The following is a 15,461-nucleotide window of genomic DNA, read 5'->3' on the forward strand; positions in this document are numbered from 1 at the left end:
CTCTGGAAAGACAGTAGACCGTATGACGGATATTCCCTCCCAGGAACCGGCCGCCGAGGCCGAATATGGCGCCGATTCGATCAAGGTCCTGAAGGGCCTCGATGCCGTGCGCAAGCGGCCGGGCATGTATATCGGCGATACGGACGACGGCTCGGGCCTGCACCACATGGTCTACGAGGTCGTCGACAATGCGATCGACGAGGCGCTGGCCGGCCATGCCGACATCGTCACCGTGACGCTCAATGCCGACGGCTCCGTCACCGTCACCGACAATGGCCGCGGCATCCCGACCGACATTCACCGCGAGGAGGGCGTTTCCGCCGCCGAGGTGATCATGACGCAGCTCCATGCCGGGGGAAAGTTCGACCAGAATTCCTACAAGGTCTCCGGCGGCCTGCACGGCGTCGGCGTCTCGGTCGTCAATGCCCTGTCGGTGACGCTGAAGCTGAAGATCCGCCGGGCCGGCCGCATCCACGAGATGAGCTTCACCCACGGCGTCCCCGACGGGCCGCTCGCGGTCACCGGCGAGTCCGGCGGGGCGACCGGCACCGAGGTGACCTTCCTGCCGAGCGGCGACACCTTCAGCCGGACCGAATTCGACTTCAATACGCTGGAACACCGGCTGCGCGAGCTCGCCTTCCTCAATTCGGGCGTGCGCATCCTCCTGACCGACCGGCGCCATACCGACGTGAAGCAGACCGAGATGCTCTATGACGGCGGTCTCGACGCCTTCGTCGCCTATCTCGACCGGGCAAAGAAACCTCTGGTTCCCAAGCCCGTCTCGATCCGCGGCGAACGCGACGGCATCACCGTCGAAGTGTCGATGTGGTGGAACGACAGCTACCACGAGAACGTGCTCTGCTTCACCAACAACATCCCGCAGCGCGACGGCGGCACCCATATGGCGGGTTTCCGCGGCGCGCTGACCCGCCAGATCGTCGGCTATGCCGACAGTTCCGGCATCATGAAGAAGGAAAAGGTGACGCTCTCGGGCGAGGACTGCCGCGAGGGCCTGACCGCCGTGCTTTCCGTCAAGGTGCCGGACCCGAAGTTCTCCTCGCAGACCAAGGACAAGCTCGTCTCCTCGGAGGTCCGGCCCGTGGTCGAGAGCCTTGTCAACGAGGCGCTCAGCGTCTGGCTGGAGGAGCATCCCTCGGAAGCCAAGACGCTGGTCGGCAAGGTGGTCGAGGCCGCCGCCGCCCGCGAGGCGGCGCGCAAGGCGCGGGAACTGACGCGGCGCAAGGGTGCGCTCGACATTTCGTCGCTTCCCGGAAAGCTCGCCGACTGTTCCGAACGGGACCCGGCGAAATCGGAAGTCTTCCTCGTCGAGGGTGATTCGGCCGGCGGCTCGGCCAAGCAGGGACGCTCGCGCGAGAACCAGGCGATCCTGCCGCTGCGCGGCAAGATCCTCAACGTCGAGCGCGCCCGCTTCGACAAGATGCTGTCGAGCCAGGAGATCGGCACGCTGATCACCGCCCTCGGCACCTCGATCGGCAAGGACGAGTTCAACCCGGACAAGCTGCGCTACCACAAGATCATCATCATGACGGATGCCGATGTCGACGGCGCCCATATCCGCACGCTGCTGCTCACCTTCTTCTTCCGGCAGATGCCGGAACTGATCGAGCGCGGCCACCTCTATATCGCCCAGCCGCCGCTCTACAAGGTCGCGCGCGGCAAGTCGGTGCAGTACCTGAAGGACGAGAAGGCGCTCGAAGACTACCTCGTGTCGATGGGGCTGGAGGATTCGACGCTGGAGCTCGGCACGGGCGAGGTGAGGGCCGGGCAGGACCTGCGTGAGGTGATCACCGACGCCCTGCGTCTGCGCGCCCTGATCGAGGGCCTTCATTCGCGCTACAGTCGAAACGTCGTGGAGCAGGCGGCGATCGCCGGCGCGCTCAATCCCGAGATCGGCGCCGATCGCGGCGAGACCATGGCATCGGAGGTCGCCGCGCGGCTCGACCTGATCGCCGAGGAAACCGAGCGCGGCTGGAGCGGTGGCGTGCTTGCCGATGGCGGCCTGAAGTTCGAGCGCATGGTGCGCGGCGTCAAGGAAGCTGCCTTCATCGACATGGCGCTGCTCGGCTCGTCCGACGCCCGCCACATCGACCAGCTCGCGCCGCGGCTGAAGGAGATCTACGCCACGCCGCCGGTGCTGCGCCGCAAGGAAGGCCAGCAGGAAATCAGCGGCCCGCGCGCGCTGCTGGAGGCGATCTTCGCCAGCGGCCGCAAGGGTCTGTCGATGCAGCGCTACAAGGGTCTCGGCGAGATGAATGCCGAGCAGCTCTGGGAGACGACGCTCGATCCGAACGTCCGCTCGCTTCTGCAGGTGAAGATCAGCGACGCCACCGACGCCGACGGCCTTTTCGCGCGGCTGATGGGCGACGAGGTCGAGCCGCGGCGCGACTTCATCCAGGAAAACGCCCTGAGCGTCGCCAATCTCGATATCTGATCGTGGTTCCCGACGAAAAGCCCCGGATCGCTCCGGGGCTTTTTCACGATCAGCCGGCGAAGGACCCGTTGAAGGCGACCTGCGCCAGGGGTCGGCGCGGGCTCGGCGTCTCGCGGCCCTGGAGGTGGTCCGGAAGCTGTGTCTTGTCGCCGGGGCGGCCGATGGCGATCGCGGCCTCGACGCGGAAACCGTCTTCCGGAATGGCGAGGATCTCGCGGGCCTTGTCGAGATGGATACCGGTCATGCCATGGGCCTGAAGTCCGAGCAGCTGCGCCTGCAGCGCGATCGCGCCCCAGGCGGCGCCGGCGTCGAAGGAGTGGCTGTAGGAAAGCTTTTCCTCGCTGCTGCCGGGCGCGGCGAAATGCGTCTTCGACAGGAGGATGACGATGGCGGAGGCCGTCTTTGCCCAGCTCTGGTTGAAATCGTTGAGGATCGGGAACAGCTTGTCCCATTCCGGCGTGTCGCGCAGGGCGTAGACGAAGCGCCAGGGCTGTGAATTGAAGGCCGACGGCGCCCAGTGCCCGGCGTCGAGGATGGTCAGCAAGGCCTGCTCGTCGAGCGCCTCGCCGCTGAAGGCGCGCGGCGACCAGCGATTGAGGAAGAGCGGATCGACGTCGTATTCGGAGATGCGGTGGTTGCTTTCGGTCATCATGAGGGTCCGTCATTCGCCCGTCCCTGAAAGAGACCGGCCTTTTCGAGACAATCAATGTAGGCCGATCCTTTTGCGCTGCAACATCGGGGAGCGCGCCTGCGGTTGAACGCTGCGTCAACAGGGGCTTTACGGGCCGGCGGGCGGATTGCCGTTCTTCTGAAAAAAGTTCTATACCTTCCTGCAAATATTGCCACGAGGAGGCCCGTTATGCCGTTCAACACGCCGCTCAAAGATCCGACTCTCTTCCGCCAGGCCGCGCGTGTCGGCGGCGAGTGGGTCGAGGCGGTTCCGGGCGCCTCGATCGCCGTCAACAATCCCGCCACCGGGGAGATCCTCGGCCATGTGCCGAAGCTCGGCGCCGCCGAGACGAAGGCGGCGATCGCTGCCGCGCAAGCCGCGCAGGTGGAATGGGCGGCGCGCACGGCCAAGGAACGTTCCGGCATCCTGCGCGCCTGGTTCGACCTGATGATCGCCAACAAGGACGATCTGGGGCGCATCCTGACGCTCGAGCAGGGCAAGCCGCTGGCCGAGGCGACGGGCGAAATCGTCTACGGCGCGAGCTTCATCGAATGGTTCGCCGAGGAAGCCCGCCGGATCTACGGCGACATCGTGCCCGGCCACCAGAAGGACAAGCGCATCCTCGTCATGAAGCAGCCGATCGGCGTGGTCGCGGCGATCACGCCCTGGAACTTCCCCAACGCGATGATCACGCGCAAGGCAGGCCCCGCTTTCGCCGCCGGCTGCGCCTTGGTGCTGAAGCCCGCCTCGCAGACGCCGTTCTCGGCGATCGCGCTTGCCGTCCTCGCCGAGCGCGCCGGCCTGCCGAAGGGGCTCTTCAGCGTCATCACCGGCTCCGCCCGCGAGATCGGCGCCGAGATGACGTCGAACCCGGTCGTGCGCAAGCTCACCTTCACGGGGTCGACGGAGATCGGCACCGAGCTCTACCGCCAGTCGGCGCCGACCATCAAGAAGCTCGGCCTCGAGCTCGGCGGCAACGCGCCCTTCATCGTCTTCGACGATGCCGATCTCGATGCGGCCGTCGAAGGGGCGCTGATCGCCAAGTTCCGCAACAACGGTCAGACCTGCGTCTGCGCCAACCGGATCTACGTGCAGGCCGACGTCTACGATGCCTTCGCCGACAAGCTCGCTGTTGCCGTCGGCAAGCTCAAGACCGGCAACGGCCTCGACGAGGGCGTCGTGCTCGGCCCGCTGATCGACGCGCCGGCGCTGGAAAAGGTCGAGGAGCACATTTCCGACGCGCTCGGCAAGGGCGCCCGCATCCTCCAGGGCGGCAAGCGCCACCCGCTGGGCGGCACCTTCTTCGAGGCGACCATCCTCGCCGACGTCACGTCCGACATGGCGGTCGCCCGCGAGGAGACCTTCGGCCCGCTCGCGCCGCTTTTCCGCTTCGACGACGAGGCGGACGTGATCGCCCAGGCGAACGACACGGAGTTCGGCCTCGCCTCCTATTTCTACGCCAAGGACCTCGCCCGTGTCTTCCGCGTCGCCGAGGCGCTGGAATATGGCATGGTCGGCGTCAATACCGGGCTGATCTCGACGGCGGAAGCGCCGTTCGGCGGCGTCAAGCTGTCGGGTCTCGGCCGTGAGGGGTCGCGCTACGGCATCGAGGAGTTCACCGAGATCAAATATGTCTGCCTCGGCGGCATCGCCTGAGGCGGGCTTGCATCCGGCCCCCGATGGATGCGTACGCTCGAGCGCGGCGCAGGGACCGCGTCGCCGCTCACCACACATGAAGAAGGCCGTTTGCCATGCCCGCGCCCCCGAACAGCTTCAAGGCCGCCCTTCATGAACGGCGTTTCCAGGTCGGCCTCTGGGCAGCGCTTGCCAATGCCTATACGACGGAAGTCCTCTCGGGCAGCGGCTATGACTGGCTGCTCATCGATGCCGAGCACGGGCCGAACGACCTGCCGCTGATCTCGGCGCAGATCGCCGCCGCCGCGCCGAGCCATCCGATCGTCCGCCTTCCGGTCGGCGAGGCCTGGATGATCAAGCAGGTGCTCGATGCCGGTGCCCAGACGCTGCTGATCCCGATGGTCGAAAGCGTGGCGCAGGCGGAGGCGCTCGTCCGGGCGGTGCGCTATCCGCCGGCCGGCATGCGCGGCGTTGGCGCCGCGCTCGGCCGTGCCTCCCGCTTCGGCCGCATCGGCGACTATCTGACGACGGCCGACGAGGAGATCTGCCTGCTCCTGCAGATCGAGAGCCGCGCGGGGCTTGCGGCGCTCGACGGCATCGCGGCGCTCGAGGGCGTGGACGGCATCTTCATCGGCCCCTCCGATCTCGCCGCCGACATGGGCCATCTCGGCCAGTCCGGCGCCGAACCGGTGCAGCAGGCGATCGTTGACGCCTTCCGGCGCATCGGCCGCGCCGGCAAGGCGCGGGGCATCATGTCCCTTGATCTCGCCCAGTGCCATGCCTATCGCGCGATGGGCGCCGATTTCATGGCGATCGGCGCCGACGTGACCCTGCTCGCCCAGGCGGCGACGGCTTTGCGTCAGAGCTTCCTTGGCGAAGGGCCCGAGCCTGCGTCTTCTGCCTCCGGCTACTGACCGGCGATCGCCAGCAGGCGCGGCATGGGTGTCTCCGGGCTCCACCGGTGAAAATCGACAATGCGCCGGACGAGCTTGTCGGCGTGGTGGTTGGCGATGTCGGCGAGCCGGTGGTCGAGGAACGGATTGGCGAAGCGCTCGAGCGTCGTTGCGACATAGCGGGAGGCCTCCGCCCCGAGCCCTTTCGCCGCGAAGGCGGGCACGACCTCCGCCGCGTAGAGATCGGACAGCGTGCCGGCGATCCGGGGCACGGCGAGGATCTCGCGGACGAATTCCGCCTCGGGCCGGTGCTCCTTCAGCCAGATGTCGGCGAGCACGGTATGGCCGAGGTTGAGGATGTGCAGCTTCAGCTTCTCGTAGGGCGTCAGGTCGTCGGTCAGCACGATGGATGGGTGTTCGCACGGGGCGACAAGGCCGGGCTGCCGCTCGATCGCCCAGAGCGCATAGGGTTCGGCCACGGCACCGGCGGGTTCCAGCGGCTCCGAGACGATACGGTCGACCAGCGTGTTGCCCCAGACGACCCCATCCTTCAGGAATCCGGCAAAGGACCGGCCGCCGATCCGTGACTCGGCCAGCGAGACAACCAGCCTCTGCAGCGTTTCGCCGTTGCGGGAGACGAGTTCGCAGGGCAGAACCGTCAACGGCCGCGCCCCGGCATCGAAGCGCGCCTTCAGCAGCACGAGGAGCTTGCCCGGAAAGGAGCGCGGCACGGTCTTTTCCGCGTCGTCCTCGCCGATCCGGTAGCCGGTGTCGCCGGTGTTGGAAATCAGCACCTCCGCCTCCTCGGCGACGATCCGGCAAAGCTCGGGCCAGGCGTCCTGGGCGGAGAGCGCACGCGTGATGCTTTTGACCTGAACCCGTTTCTCCACCCGTTCGCCGCCCTCGACGCCGCGGACGATGACGGGAAAGCCGCCCGGAGCGGCCAGCGCCGGAAGGCGGCCGGCCCGCTCGGCCGATCTGGTCGTCTGCACCACCGTGACCGGTCCGAGCGCCTTGCCCGCCGCCAGCGCCTCGCTGACGAAGAGGTCGGCATGGGCCTGAAGGAAGCGGCTGGTGCCGAATTGCACGATCGGTGTGGGCATGGTCAATCCTTCGTCGGCTTCATGGCGTCAGGAAATGGAGTGCAGCAGCGTCTCGCGCGCCGAACGGAGATGGCGTCGGCAGGCCGTCTCGATGGCGGCGGCGTCGCGCGAGCGCAGTGCGGCGATATAGTCGAGATGTTCCTCGATCGCCCGCCCGTTGCGCTCGCGCTGATTCGTCTTGTTCCACTGGTAGTGATAGTGGAAGACGATCGCGATGATGTCGTAGAAATCGATGATGAAGCGGTTGCTCGATGCGCGGTGGACGAGCAGGTGGAAGCGTTCGTCGAGTTCGGAGAATTCGAGGTAGCGGCTGTCGATCGCGTGGAGGAGGCGCCGGTGCACGTCCTCGATATCGTCGAGTTCGGCCCAGGCCGGATGGCGTGCATCGAGGCCGGCGAAGCCGAGCGCGGAGCGCAGCTCGAACATTTCGCGCACCTCGGTCAGTTCGAGCGCGAATTCCCGGGTGAAGCCCTTGAGGATCCAGTGGCTGTTCGGGCGCTTCTCGATCAGGCCGAAACGGCTGAAACGGATGAGGAATTCGCGCACGCTCGTCGTGCCGATGCCGATGTCGCGGGCAAGCTCCAGCTCGTTGATCTGCATGCCGGGCTCGGCGCCGCCGGCGAGAATCCGGCGCATGAAGCTGCGCTCGATGATCTGCGACAGCGAGTCGGTTTCCTCTGCCGGGAAGTAGTCGGCGGGCCTCGGCGCGCGCAGCACCGTTTTCGCCCGCTTGTCCCATTCGACGAGACCGAGCGCCTCCATCCGCGTCAGGATGGCGCGCACCGTCGTACGGCTCACCTTGAGCTGCGCGCCGAGTTCGGGTTCGGACGGCAGGGTGCGGGTTTCCGCGATCAGGGAGAGGCAGCGGTTGAACGCATCCTTGAAGACGGTGTTCTGCTTTGCCATGATGGGTCTGCTCGGTCTTCTCGAAGGACAGGGTGCGGCCCGCCGGCGGCCTCCCCACTGTTCCCATCTTATCCGTTGACGCGCAACTGTCTATTGCCGATAAAAGACAGGAATGCCGCCGCTCCGGCGGCGCGATCAGGCAGCGCGGGCTCAAGGACAGACGCATGAAGACGAGAACCATCGGCCGGACCGACCTGGCGGTCACCGAATATTCCTTCGGGACTGCAGCGCTCGGCGGGCTTTACCGCGAATGCACGCGAGAGGCGGCGATCGACACGCTGCAGGCGGCCTGGGACAGGGGCCTGCGCTACTTCGACACCGCCCCCTGGTATGGCCTCGGCCTCGCCGAACGCCGGGTCGGCGACTTCCTGCGCGACAAGCCGCGCGACAGCTACGTCTTGTCGACCAAGGTCGGGCGGCTGCTGCGCCCGGTGCCCGACGACAAGGTGCCGGATTATTCCTACGTCAAGCCGCTCTCCTTCGATGCCGACTACGACTACAGCTATGACGGGATCATGCGCTCGGTCGAGTTCAGCTATGCCCGGCTCGGGCTGAACCGGATCGACATCCTCTATGTCCATGACATCGGCGTCTACACCCACGGGGCGGCGCGCAACGCCGTGCTGATCGATCAGCTCCTCTCCTCGGGCCTCAAGGCGCTGGAGGCGTTGAAATCCAGCGGGGCGATCAGGGCCTACGGGCTCGGCGTCAACGAAGTGCCCGTCTGCCTGGAGGTGATGCGCCAGGCCGCGCTCGACTGCATCCTGCTTGCCGGGCGCTACACGCTGCTCGACCGCTCGGCCGTGGCGGAGCTCATTCCGGCGTGCGTGGCGGCAGGCACGTCGCTCGTCGTCGGCGGCGTCTTCAATTCCGGCATCCTCGCGACTGGAGCGACGGAGGGTGCGCATTTCGACTACAGGCCGGCGGACGCGGATGTCCTCGCCAGGGTGAAGGCCATGGAGGCCGCGGCGGCCGGCCTTGGCCTGCCGCTCGCCGCGCCGGCGATCCAGTTTCCGCTGTCCCATCCGGCTGTCGCCTCCGTGCTGCTCGGCACCGCCAAGCCGGCGAGCCTCGCGCGCAACATGGACCTGACCGAATCGCCGCTTGGCGCCGCCGACTTTGCCGCCTTCGAGCCCCACACGCTGGTCGCGCCGCCGCTCGGCACCGAGGCGGTCCGCGAGTAGGGACGCCTCGGCCGGCGTGGCGCGCACACGGTTGCGCCGACCTAAAATGGATTGAAAATTCCGTTATAGAAAAAAATGGAATGAATGAACTGAATTTCGCTTGCAATTCTGTCGACCTGCGGTAGCGTAGGGCCAGTCGCGGTCAGGACGCGGCGGAGGAACCGGATGGGGTCGCGGGGAGGCGACGGGCATCCGCAGATCGCTGCAACCGCTCCCTTGCAATTCGCCAGCGATGGGACTAGCGTGACGCGGTAAAGTGTTTTTTATCGATAAAATCCGGTCGCCGCGCCCCGGCCGGATTCGAGGAGACGGAACAGGGTTGCTGTCGGAGGAGAATCCATGAAATTGACCAAGAGCATGCTGTCGCGCCGCAGCTTCACGGCGCTCGCCGGAGCGGCGCTCTTCGCCACGATGTCGCCGGTCGCGTCCTTCGCCCAGGACGTCACCATCCCGATCATCGTCAAGGACACGACGTCATTCTACTGGCAGATCGTGCTCGCCGGCGCCCGTGCCGCCGGCAAGGATCTCGGCGTCAACGTTCCCGAACTCGGCGCCCAGTCCGAGGCCGACATCAACGGCCAGATCAGCATCCTCGAAAATGCCGTCGCCGGCAGCCCTGCCGCCGTCGTCATCTCGCCGACGGAATTCAAGGCGCTCGGCAAGCCGATCGACGAGGCCGCCAAGGCCGTTCCGATCATCGGCATCGATTCCAGCGCCGACTCGAAGGCCTTCACCTCGTTCCTGACCACCGACAACGTTCAGGGCGGGCGCATCGCCGCCGACGGCCTCGCCGCGGCGATCAAGGAAGCGACCGGCAAGGAAGAGGGCGAAGTCGCCATCATCACCTCGCTTCCGGGCGTCGGCTCGCTCGACCAGCGCCATGAAGGCTTCATGGAGCAGATCAAGGCGAAATATCCGGGCCTGAAGGTCATCGCCGACAAATATGCCGACGGCCAGGCGACCACCGGCCTCAACATGATGACCGACCTGATCACCGCCAATCCGAACCTCGTCGGCGTCTTCGCCTCGAACCTGATCATGGCACAGGGCGTCGGCCAGGCGATCGCGGAAAACAAGCTCGGCGACAAGATCAAGGTCATCGGCTTCGACAGCGACGAGAAGACGGTCGGCTTCCTCAAGGAAGGCGTGCTTGCCGGCCTCGTCGTTCAGGATCCCTACCGCATGGGCTATGACGGCGTGAAGACGGCGCTCGCCGTCTCCAAGGGCGAGAAGGTCGAGACCTTCGTCGACACCGGCGCCAATCTGGTGACCAAGGCCAACATGGCCGATCCGAAGATCGACGCGCTGCTGAACCCGAAGGTCAACTGATCGATCGCCCGCGCCCGGCGAATGTCCCGCATTCGCCGGCATGCATAAGGACATGTCTCGCCGCGCCAGAACGAAAGGCGCGGCGGACGTCGCGGAAGACGGGGAGGACACCATGTCGAATGTTGACGCGGCCGCGGCACGGCGGCCGGGAATGGTCGCTGCCGGCCATCCGGTGCCGCGCGGTGCGCCGATCCTGGAGCTCCGCGGCCTGCAGAAGAAATACGGGACCGTCGAGGCGCTGAAGCCGGCGACCGTCACCTTCCTTTCGGGCGAGATCCACGCGATCGTCGGCGAGAACGGCGCCGGGAAATCGACGCTGATCAAGCTCTTGACCGGGGTGATCCGCCGCACGGCCGGCGAGGTCCTCTGGTGCGGCCAGCCGGTCGCGCTTGCCGATCCGAACGAGGCGATCGCCCGCGGCATCAATGCGGTCCACCAGGAAGTGGTGCTCTGCCCGCATCTGACGGTGGCGGCGAACATGTTCCTCGGCGACGAGATGGCGTCGGGCGCCGGCATCATGCGCCAGCGTGCCATGACCGACGCGGCGCAGGCGGTGCTGAACGACCTCGGCTTCAACCTTCCGGCGGCGGCGATGCTCGGCAGTCTGACGATCGGCCAGCAGCAGCTCGTCGCCACCGCCCGCGCGGCGATGCGCGGCACGCAGTTCCTCATCTTCGACGAGCCGACCGCCTATCTCACCCGGCAGGAATCGGCCCAGCTCTTCCGGCTCATTCGCCGGCTTCAGGCGGACGGCGTTACCATCGTCTATATCAGCCACCGCATGGAGGAGGTGTTCGAGCTCGCCGACCGCGTCTCGGTGCTGCGTGACGGCACCCATGTCGGCACGCGCAACATTGCCGAGACCAACGACGCCGAGCTGATCGCGCTGATGATCAACCGCACGATCGAGCAGATCTATCACAAGGAGAAGATCCCGATCGGCGAGACCATCCTGGAGACGCGCGGCCTGACCGGGCCCGGCTTCGAGGACGTGTCGATCAGGGTGCGCGCCGGCGAGATCGTCGGGCTTTACGGCCTGATCGGCGCCGGCCGCAGCGAATTCGTCATGGGCCTCTACGGACGGCAGCCGGTCCGCTCCGGCGAGATCCACTGGCAGGGTCGCAGAACCGAGATCGCGAACGAGCGTCAGGCGATGGACCTCGGCATCGCGCTTGCGCCGGAAAGCCGTCGCGACCAGGGCCTCTGCCTCAACCTGCCGATCGGCCTCAACATCAACCTGCCGGTGTTCGACCGGCTGACCAGCGGGCTGACGATCAACCGGGGTCGCGAACAGCAGAATGCGGACAAGCAGATCCGCGACCTGAAAATCAAGACGCCGCACCGGCGCGTGCTCGCCTCGGCCATGTCGGGCGGCAACCAGCAGAAGATCGTCATCGGCAAGTGGCTGAGCCATGGCGCGAAGCTTTTCATCTTCGACGAGCCGACCGTCGGCGTCGATGTCGGCACCAAGGCGGAGATCTACCGCCTCTTCGCCCGGCTTCTGGAGCAGGGGGCCGGCATCATCCTGATCTCGTCCTATCTGCCCGAGGTCTACGAGCTGGCCGACCGGCTGCACGTGTTCCGGCAGGGGCGGCTCGTCGCCAGCCATGACTACCATGCGGCCTCGCACGAGGACGTGCTGACGCAGGCGATCGGCGTGTGACTGCAAGAGGGCGACAAGACAATGCGTGGAGGACATGATGAGCGTTGATACCCAGACCGAATCGGCCCCGGTGCCGAAGAAGGGCATGAACATCCTGTTCGGCCTGACGCTGCTCGGGCTGCTGCTCTTCCTGTGGCTGCTGCTCGGCCTGTCGACGGCAAGCTTCTGGACCTCGAACAATATCAGCAACCTGCTCCGCCAGGGGGCGATGACGGCGATCCTGGCGGTCGGCCAGACCTTCGTCATCATCACCGCCGGCATCGACCTGTCGGTCGGCGCGGTCGTCGGCTTCTCCAGCGTCGCCGTCGCCTGGCTGCTCGCCGCCGGCGTGCCGCTCTGGCTCGCCATGCTGCTGACGCTGCTGATCGGCGTGGCGATCGGCGCCTTCCACGCCTTCGGCATCGTCCGCATGGGCCTGCCGCCCTTCATCATCACCCTGGCGACGCTCACCTCGCTGCGCGGCATCGGGTTGCTGATCACCAACGGTTCGACGATCTCGATCAGCAACGAGGCCTTCACCAACTTCTCGCGCGCCGATTTCCTCGGAATCCCGAGCCTGTTCTGGATGGTGATCGTCGTGGCGGTGCCGGCCTATGTCTTCCTGCACCTGAGCCGCTGGGGCCGCTATCTCTTCGCCGTTGGCTCAAACAGCGAGGCGGCCCGGCTCTCCGGCGTCAACGTCAACCGCACCATCTACATGGCCTACATCCTGTCGTCGACCTGCGCCGCCTTCGTCGGCCTGCTGCTCGCCTCGCGCATCGGCATCGGCAATGCGACGCAGGCCGAAGGCTGGGAACTGCAGGCGATCGCCTCCTCGGTCATCGGCGGCACCAGCCTGTTCGGCGCGGTCGGCTCGGTGCACGGACCGCTGCTCGGCGCCTTCATCCTGGCGACGATCAACAACGGCGCCAACCTTCTGAACGTCAATTCGTTCTGGCAGCGCATCATCACCGGCGCGCTGATCATCGTCATCGTCTATTTCGACCAGCTCCGCCGTCGCGGCGCCCGCTGATCGTACCGCCCGCGCCCTTCAACGGGGCGCGGCGTTCCATCTCCTCCCGGAATGATGCCCATGAAAGCCGCACTCTGCCCGCAGCCGGGCCACCTCACCCTCGTCGACAGACCGGCGCCGGGATCTCCGCCGCCGGGCTGGGTCCGGCTCGCCGTCAGCCATGTCGGCATCTGCGGCACCGACTACCACATCTTCGAGGGCAAGCACCCCTTCCTCGAATATCCCCGCGTGATGGGTCACGAACTCTCGGGCACCGTCAGCGAGTCCGGCGAAGGGGTGGCCATCCGGCCTGGCACGCGGGTGGTCGTCAACCCCTATCTCTCCTGCGGCACCTGCCATGCCTGCCGGCGCGGCAAGCCGAATTGCTGCATCAACATCAAGGTGCTCGGCGTCCATACCGACGGGGCGCTTTGCGAGGAGATACTCGTTCCGGCGGGCAACCTCTATCCGGCGGACGGCCTGTCGCCGGAGGCGGCCGCGACGGTGGAATTCCTGGCGATCGGCGCCCATGCGGTGCGCCGCTCGCAGGCCGAGGCCGGCAGCCGCGCGCTCGTCATCGGCGCCGGCCCGATCGGGCTCGGCACCGCGCTGTTCTCACGCGTCGCCGGCCACCGGGTGACGCTCCTCGACGCCAGCGCCGAACGGCTCGCCATGGCGGCCGAACGCTTCGGTTTCACCGAGGGGATCCTCGCGGGCGACTCCGCGCGGGCCGCGGTGCTGGCCGCGACGGAGGATGCCGGCTTCGACGTCGTCTTCGACGCAACCGGCCATGCCGGCTCGATGGAGGCGGCCTTTTCCTTCGTCGGCCATGGCGGCACGCTGGTGCTCGTCAGCGTGGTCAAGGACGACATCCGCTTCTCCGACCCGGAATTCCACAAGCGCGAGATGACGCTGATCGGCAGCCGCAATGCGACGAAGGTGGATTTCGAGCATGTGATGGCGGCGCTGCGTGCCGGGGACGTGCCGGTCGAGGCGCTGGTCACCCATCGCACGACGCTCGACGGGCTTCCCGCCGACCTGCCGCGCTGGGCCCATGAAAAGGCCGGGCTGATCAAGGCGATCGTCACCATCAGGGAGAATTGACACGGGCGCAGGCTTTACGGAATGTCGACGCATTCATGCTTCGATGCGAGGCAAGGCAGACCCGGACGGCGTGAAAGCGTGGCGGCGCGGAACAAACGTCCCGTCGGCGTCTTAGGGCTTGCCCGGTTCTTCAAGGAGTGAAGGCATTCCATGTTCTATCAGCTCTACGAACTCAATCACGCGATGATGGCGCCCTGGCGTGCGGCGGCGGACGCGATGCGGCTCGCCTACAGCAATCCCATGAACCCGATGGCCCATACCTATCTGGGCCGCACCGCCGCCGCCGGCCTCGAGGTCTTCGAGCGGGCGACGCGCCGCTACGGCAAGCCGGAATTCGGCCTCGCCTCGACCATGATCGACAGCGTCACTGTTCCGGTGTCCGAACGGGTGGTCTGGCGCCAGCCCTTCTGCAACCTCCTTCATTTCGAGCGCTCGCTGCCGCGCGGGCGCGCCGCCGACCCGAAGGTGCTGATCGTCGCGCCGATGTCGGGACACTACGCGACGCTGCTGCGCGGAACCGTCGAGGCGCTGCTGCCGACGTCCGACATCTACATCACCGACTGGATCGATGCGCGCATGGTGCCGCTCGCGGAAGGCGGCTTTGATCTCGACGACTATATCGACTACGTGATCGAGATGATCCGCTTCATCGGGCCGGATACCCATGTGATCGCGGTCTGCCAGCCCGCAGTGCCGGTACTTGCCGCCGTCGCGCTGATGGAGACGGACGACGATCCGCTCTCGCCGTCGACGATGACGCTGATGGGCGGGCCGATCGACACGCGCATCAACCCGACGGCCGTCAACCGGCTGGCCAAGGAACGGCCGATCGACTGGTTCCGCGACAATGTCATCATGCCGGTGCCCTGGCCGCAGCCGGGCTTTATGCGCGAGGTCTATCCCGGATTCCTGCAGCTTTCCGGCTTCATGTCGATGAACCTCGACCGGCACCTAATCGCCCATAAGGAGTTCTTCGCCCATCTGGTCAAGAACGATGGCGACGCCGCCGAGAAGCACCGCGACTTCTACGACGAGTACCTGGCGGTGATGGACCTGACGGCGGAATTCTATCTGCAGACCGTGCGCACCGTCTTCATGGACCATGCCCTGCCGAAGGGCGAGATGATGCATCGCGACCGCCGTGTCGATACGACGGCGATCCGCAAGGTGGCGCTGCTGACCGTCGAGGGCGAGAACGACGACATTTCCGGTGTCGGCCAGACCGAGGCGGCGCAGACGATCTGCACCGGCATCCCCGACGCGATGCGCCTGCATTACGTCCAGCCCGATGTCGGCCACTACGGTGTCTTCAACGGTTCGCGTTTCCGGCGCGAGATCGCGCCGCGCATCGCCGCCTTCCAGCGCGCCCACCAGCGCCGTAACCGGCCGGTCAAGGGCGTCATCAGGGGCGGGCGGGCCGGCTGACTGGAACCTCCAGATTTTCCTGATTGCAAACAATTGCTTGCAGGATTGACTGGAGATTGTTCTTGTAGTTCGTCCCGGCATTTCCCACATCGAGGGCATGAGGCCG

Annotated in this window: 12 protein-coding genes; 9 read left to right on the top strand and 3 right to left on the bottom strand. The window is 66.5% G+C overall.

All coding sequences use genetic code 11. The annotated features are described in order from the left end of the window. Positions 1–22 precede the first annotated feature (22 nt). The gene (gene gyrB, locus ACEVQ6_RS17950; RefSeq protein ID WP_374890409.1) at positions 23–2,452 is read left to right on the top strand and encodes a DNA topoisomerase (ATP-hydrolyzing) subunit B; all 2,430 of its coding nucleotides are present in this window, start codon (positions 23–25) and stop codon (positions 2,450–2,452) included. Between the two features lie 49 nt (positions 2,453–2,501). On the opposite strand, the gene ACEVQ6_RS17955 is transcribed toward gyrB, so the two are convergent. Further along, the gene (locus tag ACEVQ6_RS17955; protein ID WP_374890410.1) at positions 2,502–3,101 is read right to left on the bottom strand and encodes a nitroreductase family protein; all 600 of its coding nucleotides are present in this window, start codon (positions 3,099–3,101) and stop codon (positions 2,502–2,504) included. A gap of 210 nt (positions 3,102–3,311) precedes the next feature. Here ACEVQ6_RS17955 and gabD point away from each other — a divergent pair, with 210 nt between their 5' ends. Both gabD and ACEVQ6_RS17965 read left to right on the top strand, forming a co-directional pair. After that, a complete protein-coding gene (gene gabD / locus ACEVQ6_RS17960; RefSeq protein WP_374890411.1) occupies positions 3,312–4,778 on the top strand; it encodes an NADP-dependent succinate-semialdehyde dehydrogenase in 1,467 nt (488 codons plus the stop codon). A gap of 95 nt (positions 4,779–4,873) precedes the next feature. Further along, a complete protein-coding gene (locus tag ACEVQ6_RS17965; protein WP_374890412.1) occupies positions 4,874–5,671 on the top strand; it encodes an aldolase/citrate lyase family protein in 798 nt (265 codons plus the stop codon). On the opposite strand, the gene ACEVQ6_RS17970 is transcribed toward ACEVQ6_RS17965, so the two are convergent. Then, on the bottom strand, positions 5,665–6,753 hold the full coding sequence (locus tag ACEVQ6_RS17970) for a mannitol dehydrogenase family protein (protein WP_374890413.1): 1,089 nt from the start codon (positions 6,751–6,753) through the stop codon (positions 5,665–5,667). The genes ACEVQ6_RS17965 and ACEVQ6_RS17970 overlap by 7 nt on opposite strands. 27 nt (positions 6,754–6,780) lie before the next feature. After that, positions 6,781–7,659 (bottom strand): GntR family transcriptional regulator, encoded by an 879-nt coding sequence (locus tag ACEVQ6_RS17975; RefSeq protein ID WP_374890414.1) that lies wholly within the window; start codon positions 7,657–7,659, stop codon positions 6,781–6,783. 164 nt (positions 7,660–7,823) lie between these two features. On the opposite strand from ACEVQ6_RS17975, the gene ACEVQ6_RS17980 reads away from it, so the two are divergent. The 6 genes from ACEVQ6_RS17980 (at position 7,824) to phaZ (ending at position 15,355) form a co-directional block, all read left to right on the top strand. Next, a complete protein-coding gene (locus tag ACEVQ6_RS17980; protein ID WP_374890415.1) occupies positions 7,824–8,843 on the top strand; it encodes an aldo/keto reductase in 1,020 nt (339 codons plus the stop codon). A 339-nt stretch (positions 8,844–9,182) separates the two neighbouring features. Then, positions 9,183–10,172, top strand: a complete 990-nt coding sequence (locus ACEVQ6_RS17985) for an ABC transporter substrate-binding protein (protein ID WP_374890416.1) — start codon at positions 9,183–9,185, stop codon at positions 10,170–10,172. A 112-nt stretch (positions 10,173–10,284) separates the two neighbouring features. Next, a complete protein-coding gene (locus tag ACEVQ6_RS17990) occupies positions 10,285–11,835 on the top strand; it encodes a sugar ABC transporter ATP-binding protein (RefSeq protein ID WP_374890417.1) in 1,551 nt (516 codons plus the stop codon). A 37-nt stretch (positions 11,836–11,872) separates the two neighbouring features. Next, on the top strand, positions 11,873–12,847 hold the full coding sequence (locus ACEVQ6_RS17995) for an ABC transporter permease (protein ID WP_374890418.1): 975 nt from the start codon (positions 11,873–11,875) through the stop codon (positions 12,845–12,847). Between the two features lie 60 nt (positions 12,848–12,907). After that, a complete protein-coding gene (locus ACEVQ6_RS18000; RefSeq protein ID WP_374890419.1) occupies positions 12,908–13,930 on the top strand; it encodes a zinc-binding alcohol dehydrogenase family protein in 1,023 nt (340 codons plus the stop codon). 150 nt (positions 13,931–14,080) lie between these two features. Next, positions 14,081–15,355, top strand: coding sequence for a polyhydroxyalkanoate depolymerase (gene phaZ / locus ACEVQ6_RS18005; protein ID WP_374890420.1), 1,275 nt, complete (start codon positions 14,081–14,083; stop codon positions 15,353–15,355). The last annotated feature ends 106 nt before the right edge of the window (positions 15,356–15,461 follow it).

The organism is Ensifer soli (assembly GCF_041928815.1).
Classification (GTDB): domain Bacteria; phylum Pseudomonadota; class Alphaproteobacteria; order Rhizobiales; family Rhizobiaceae; genus JBHFEI01.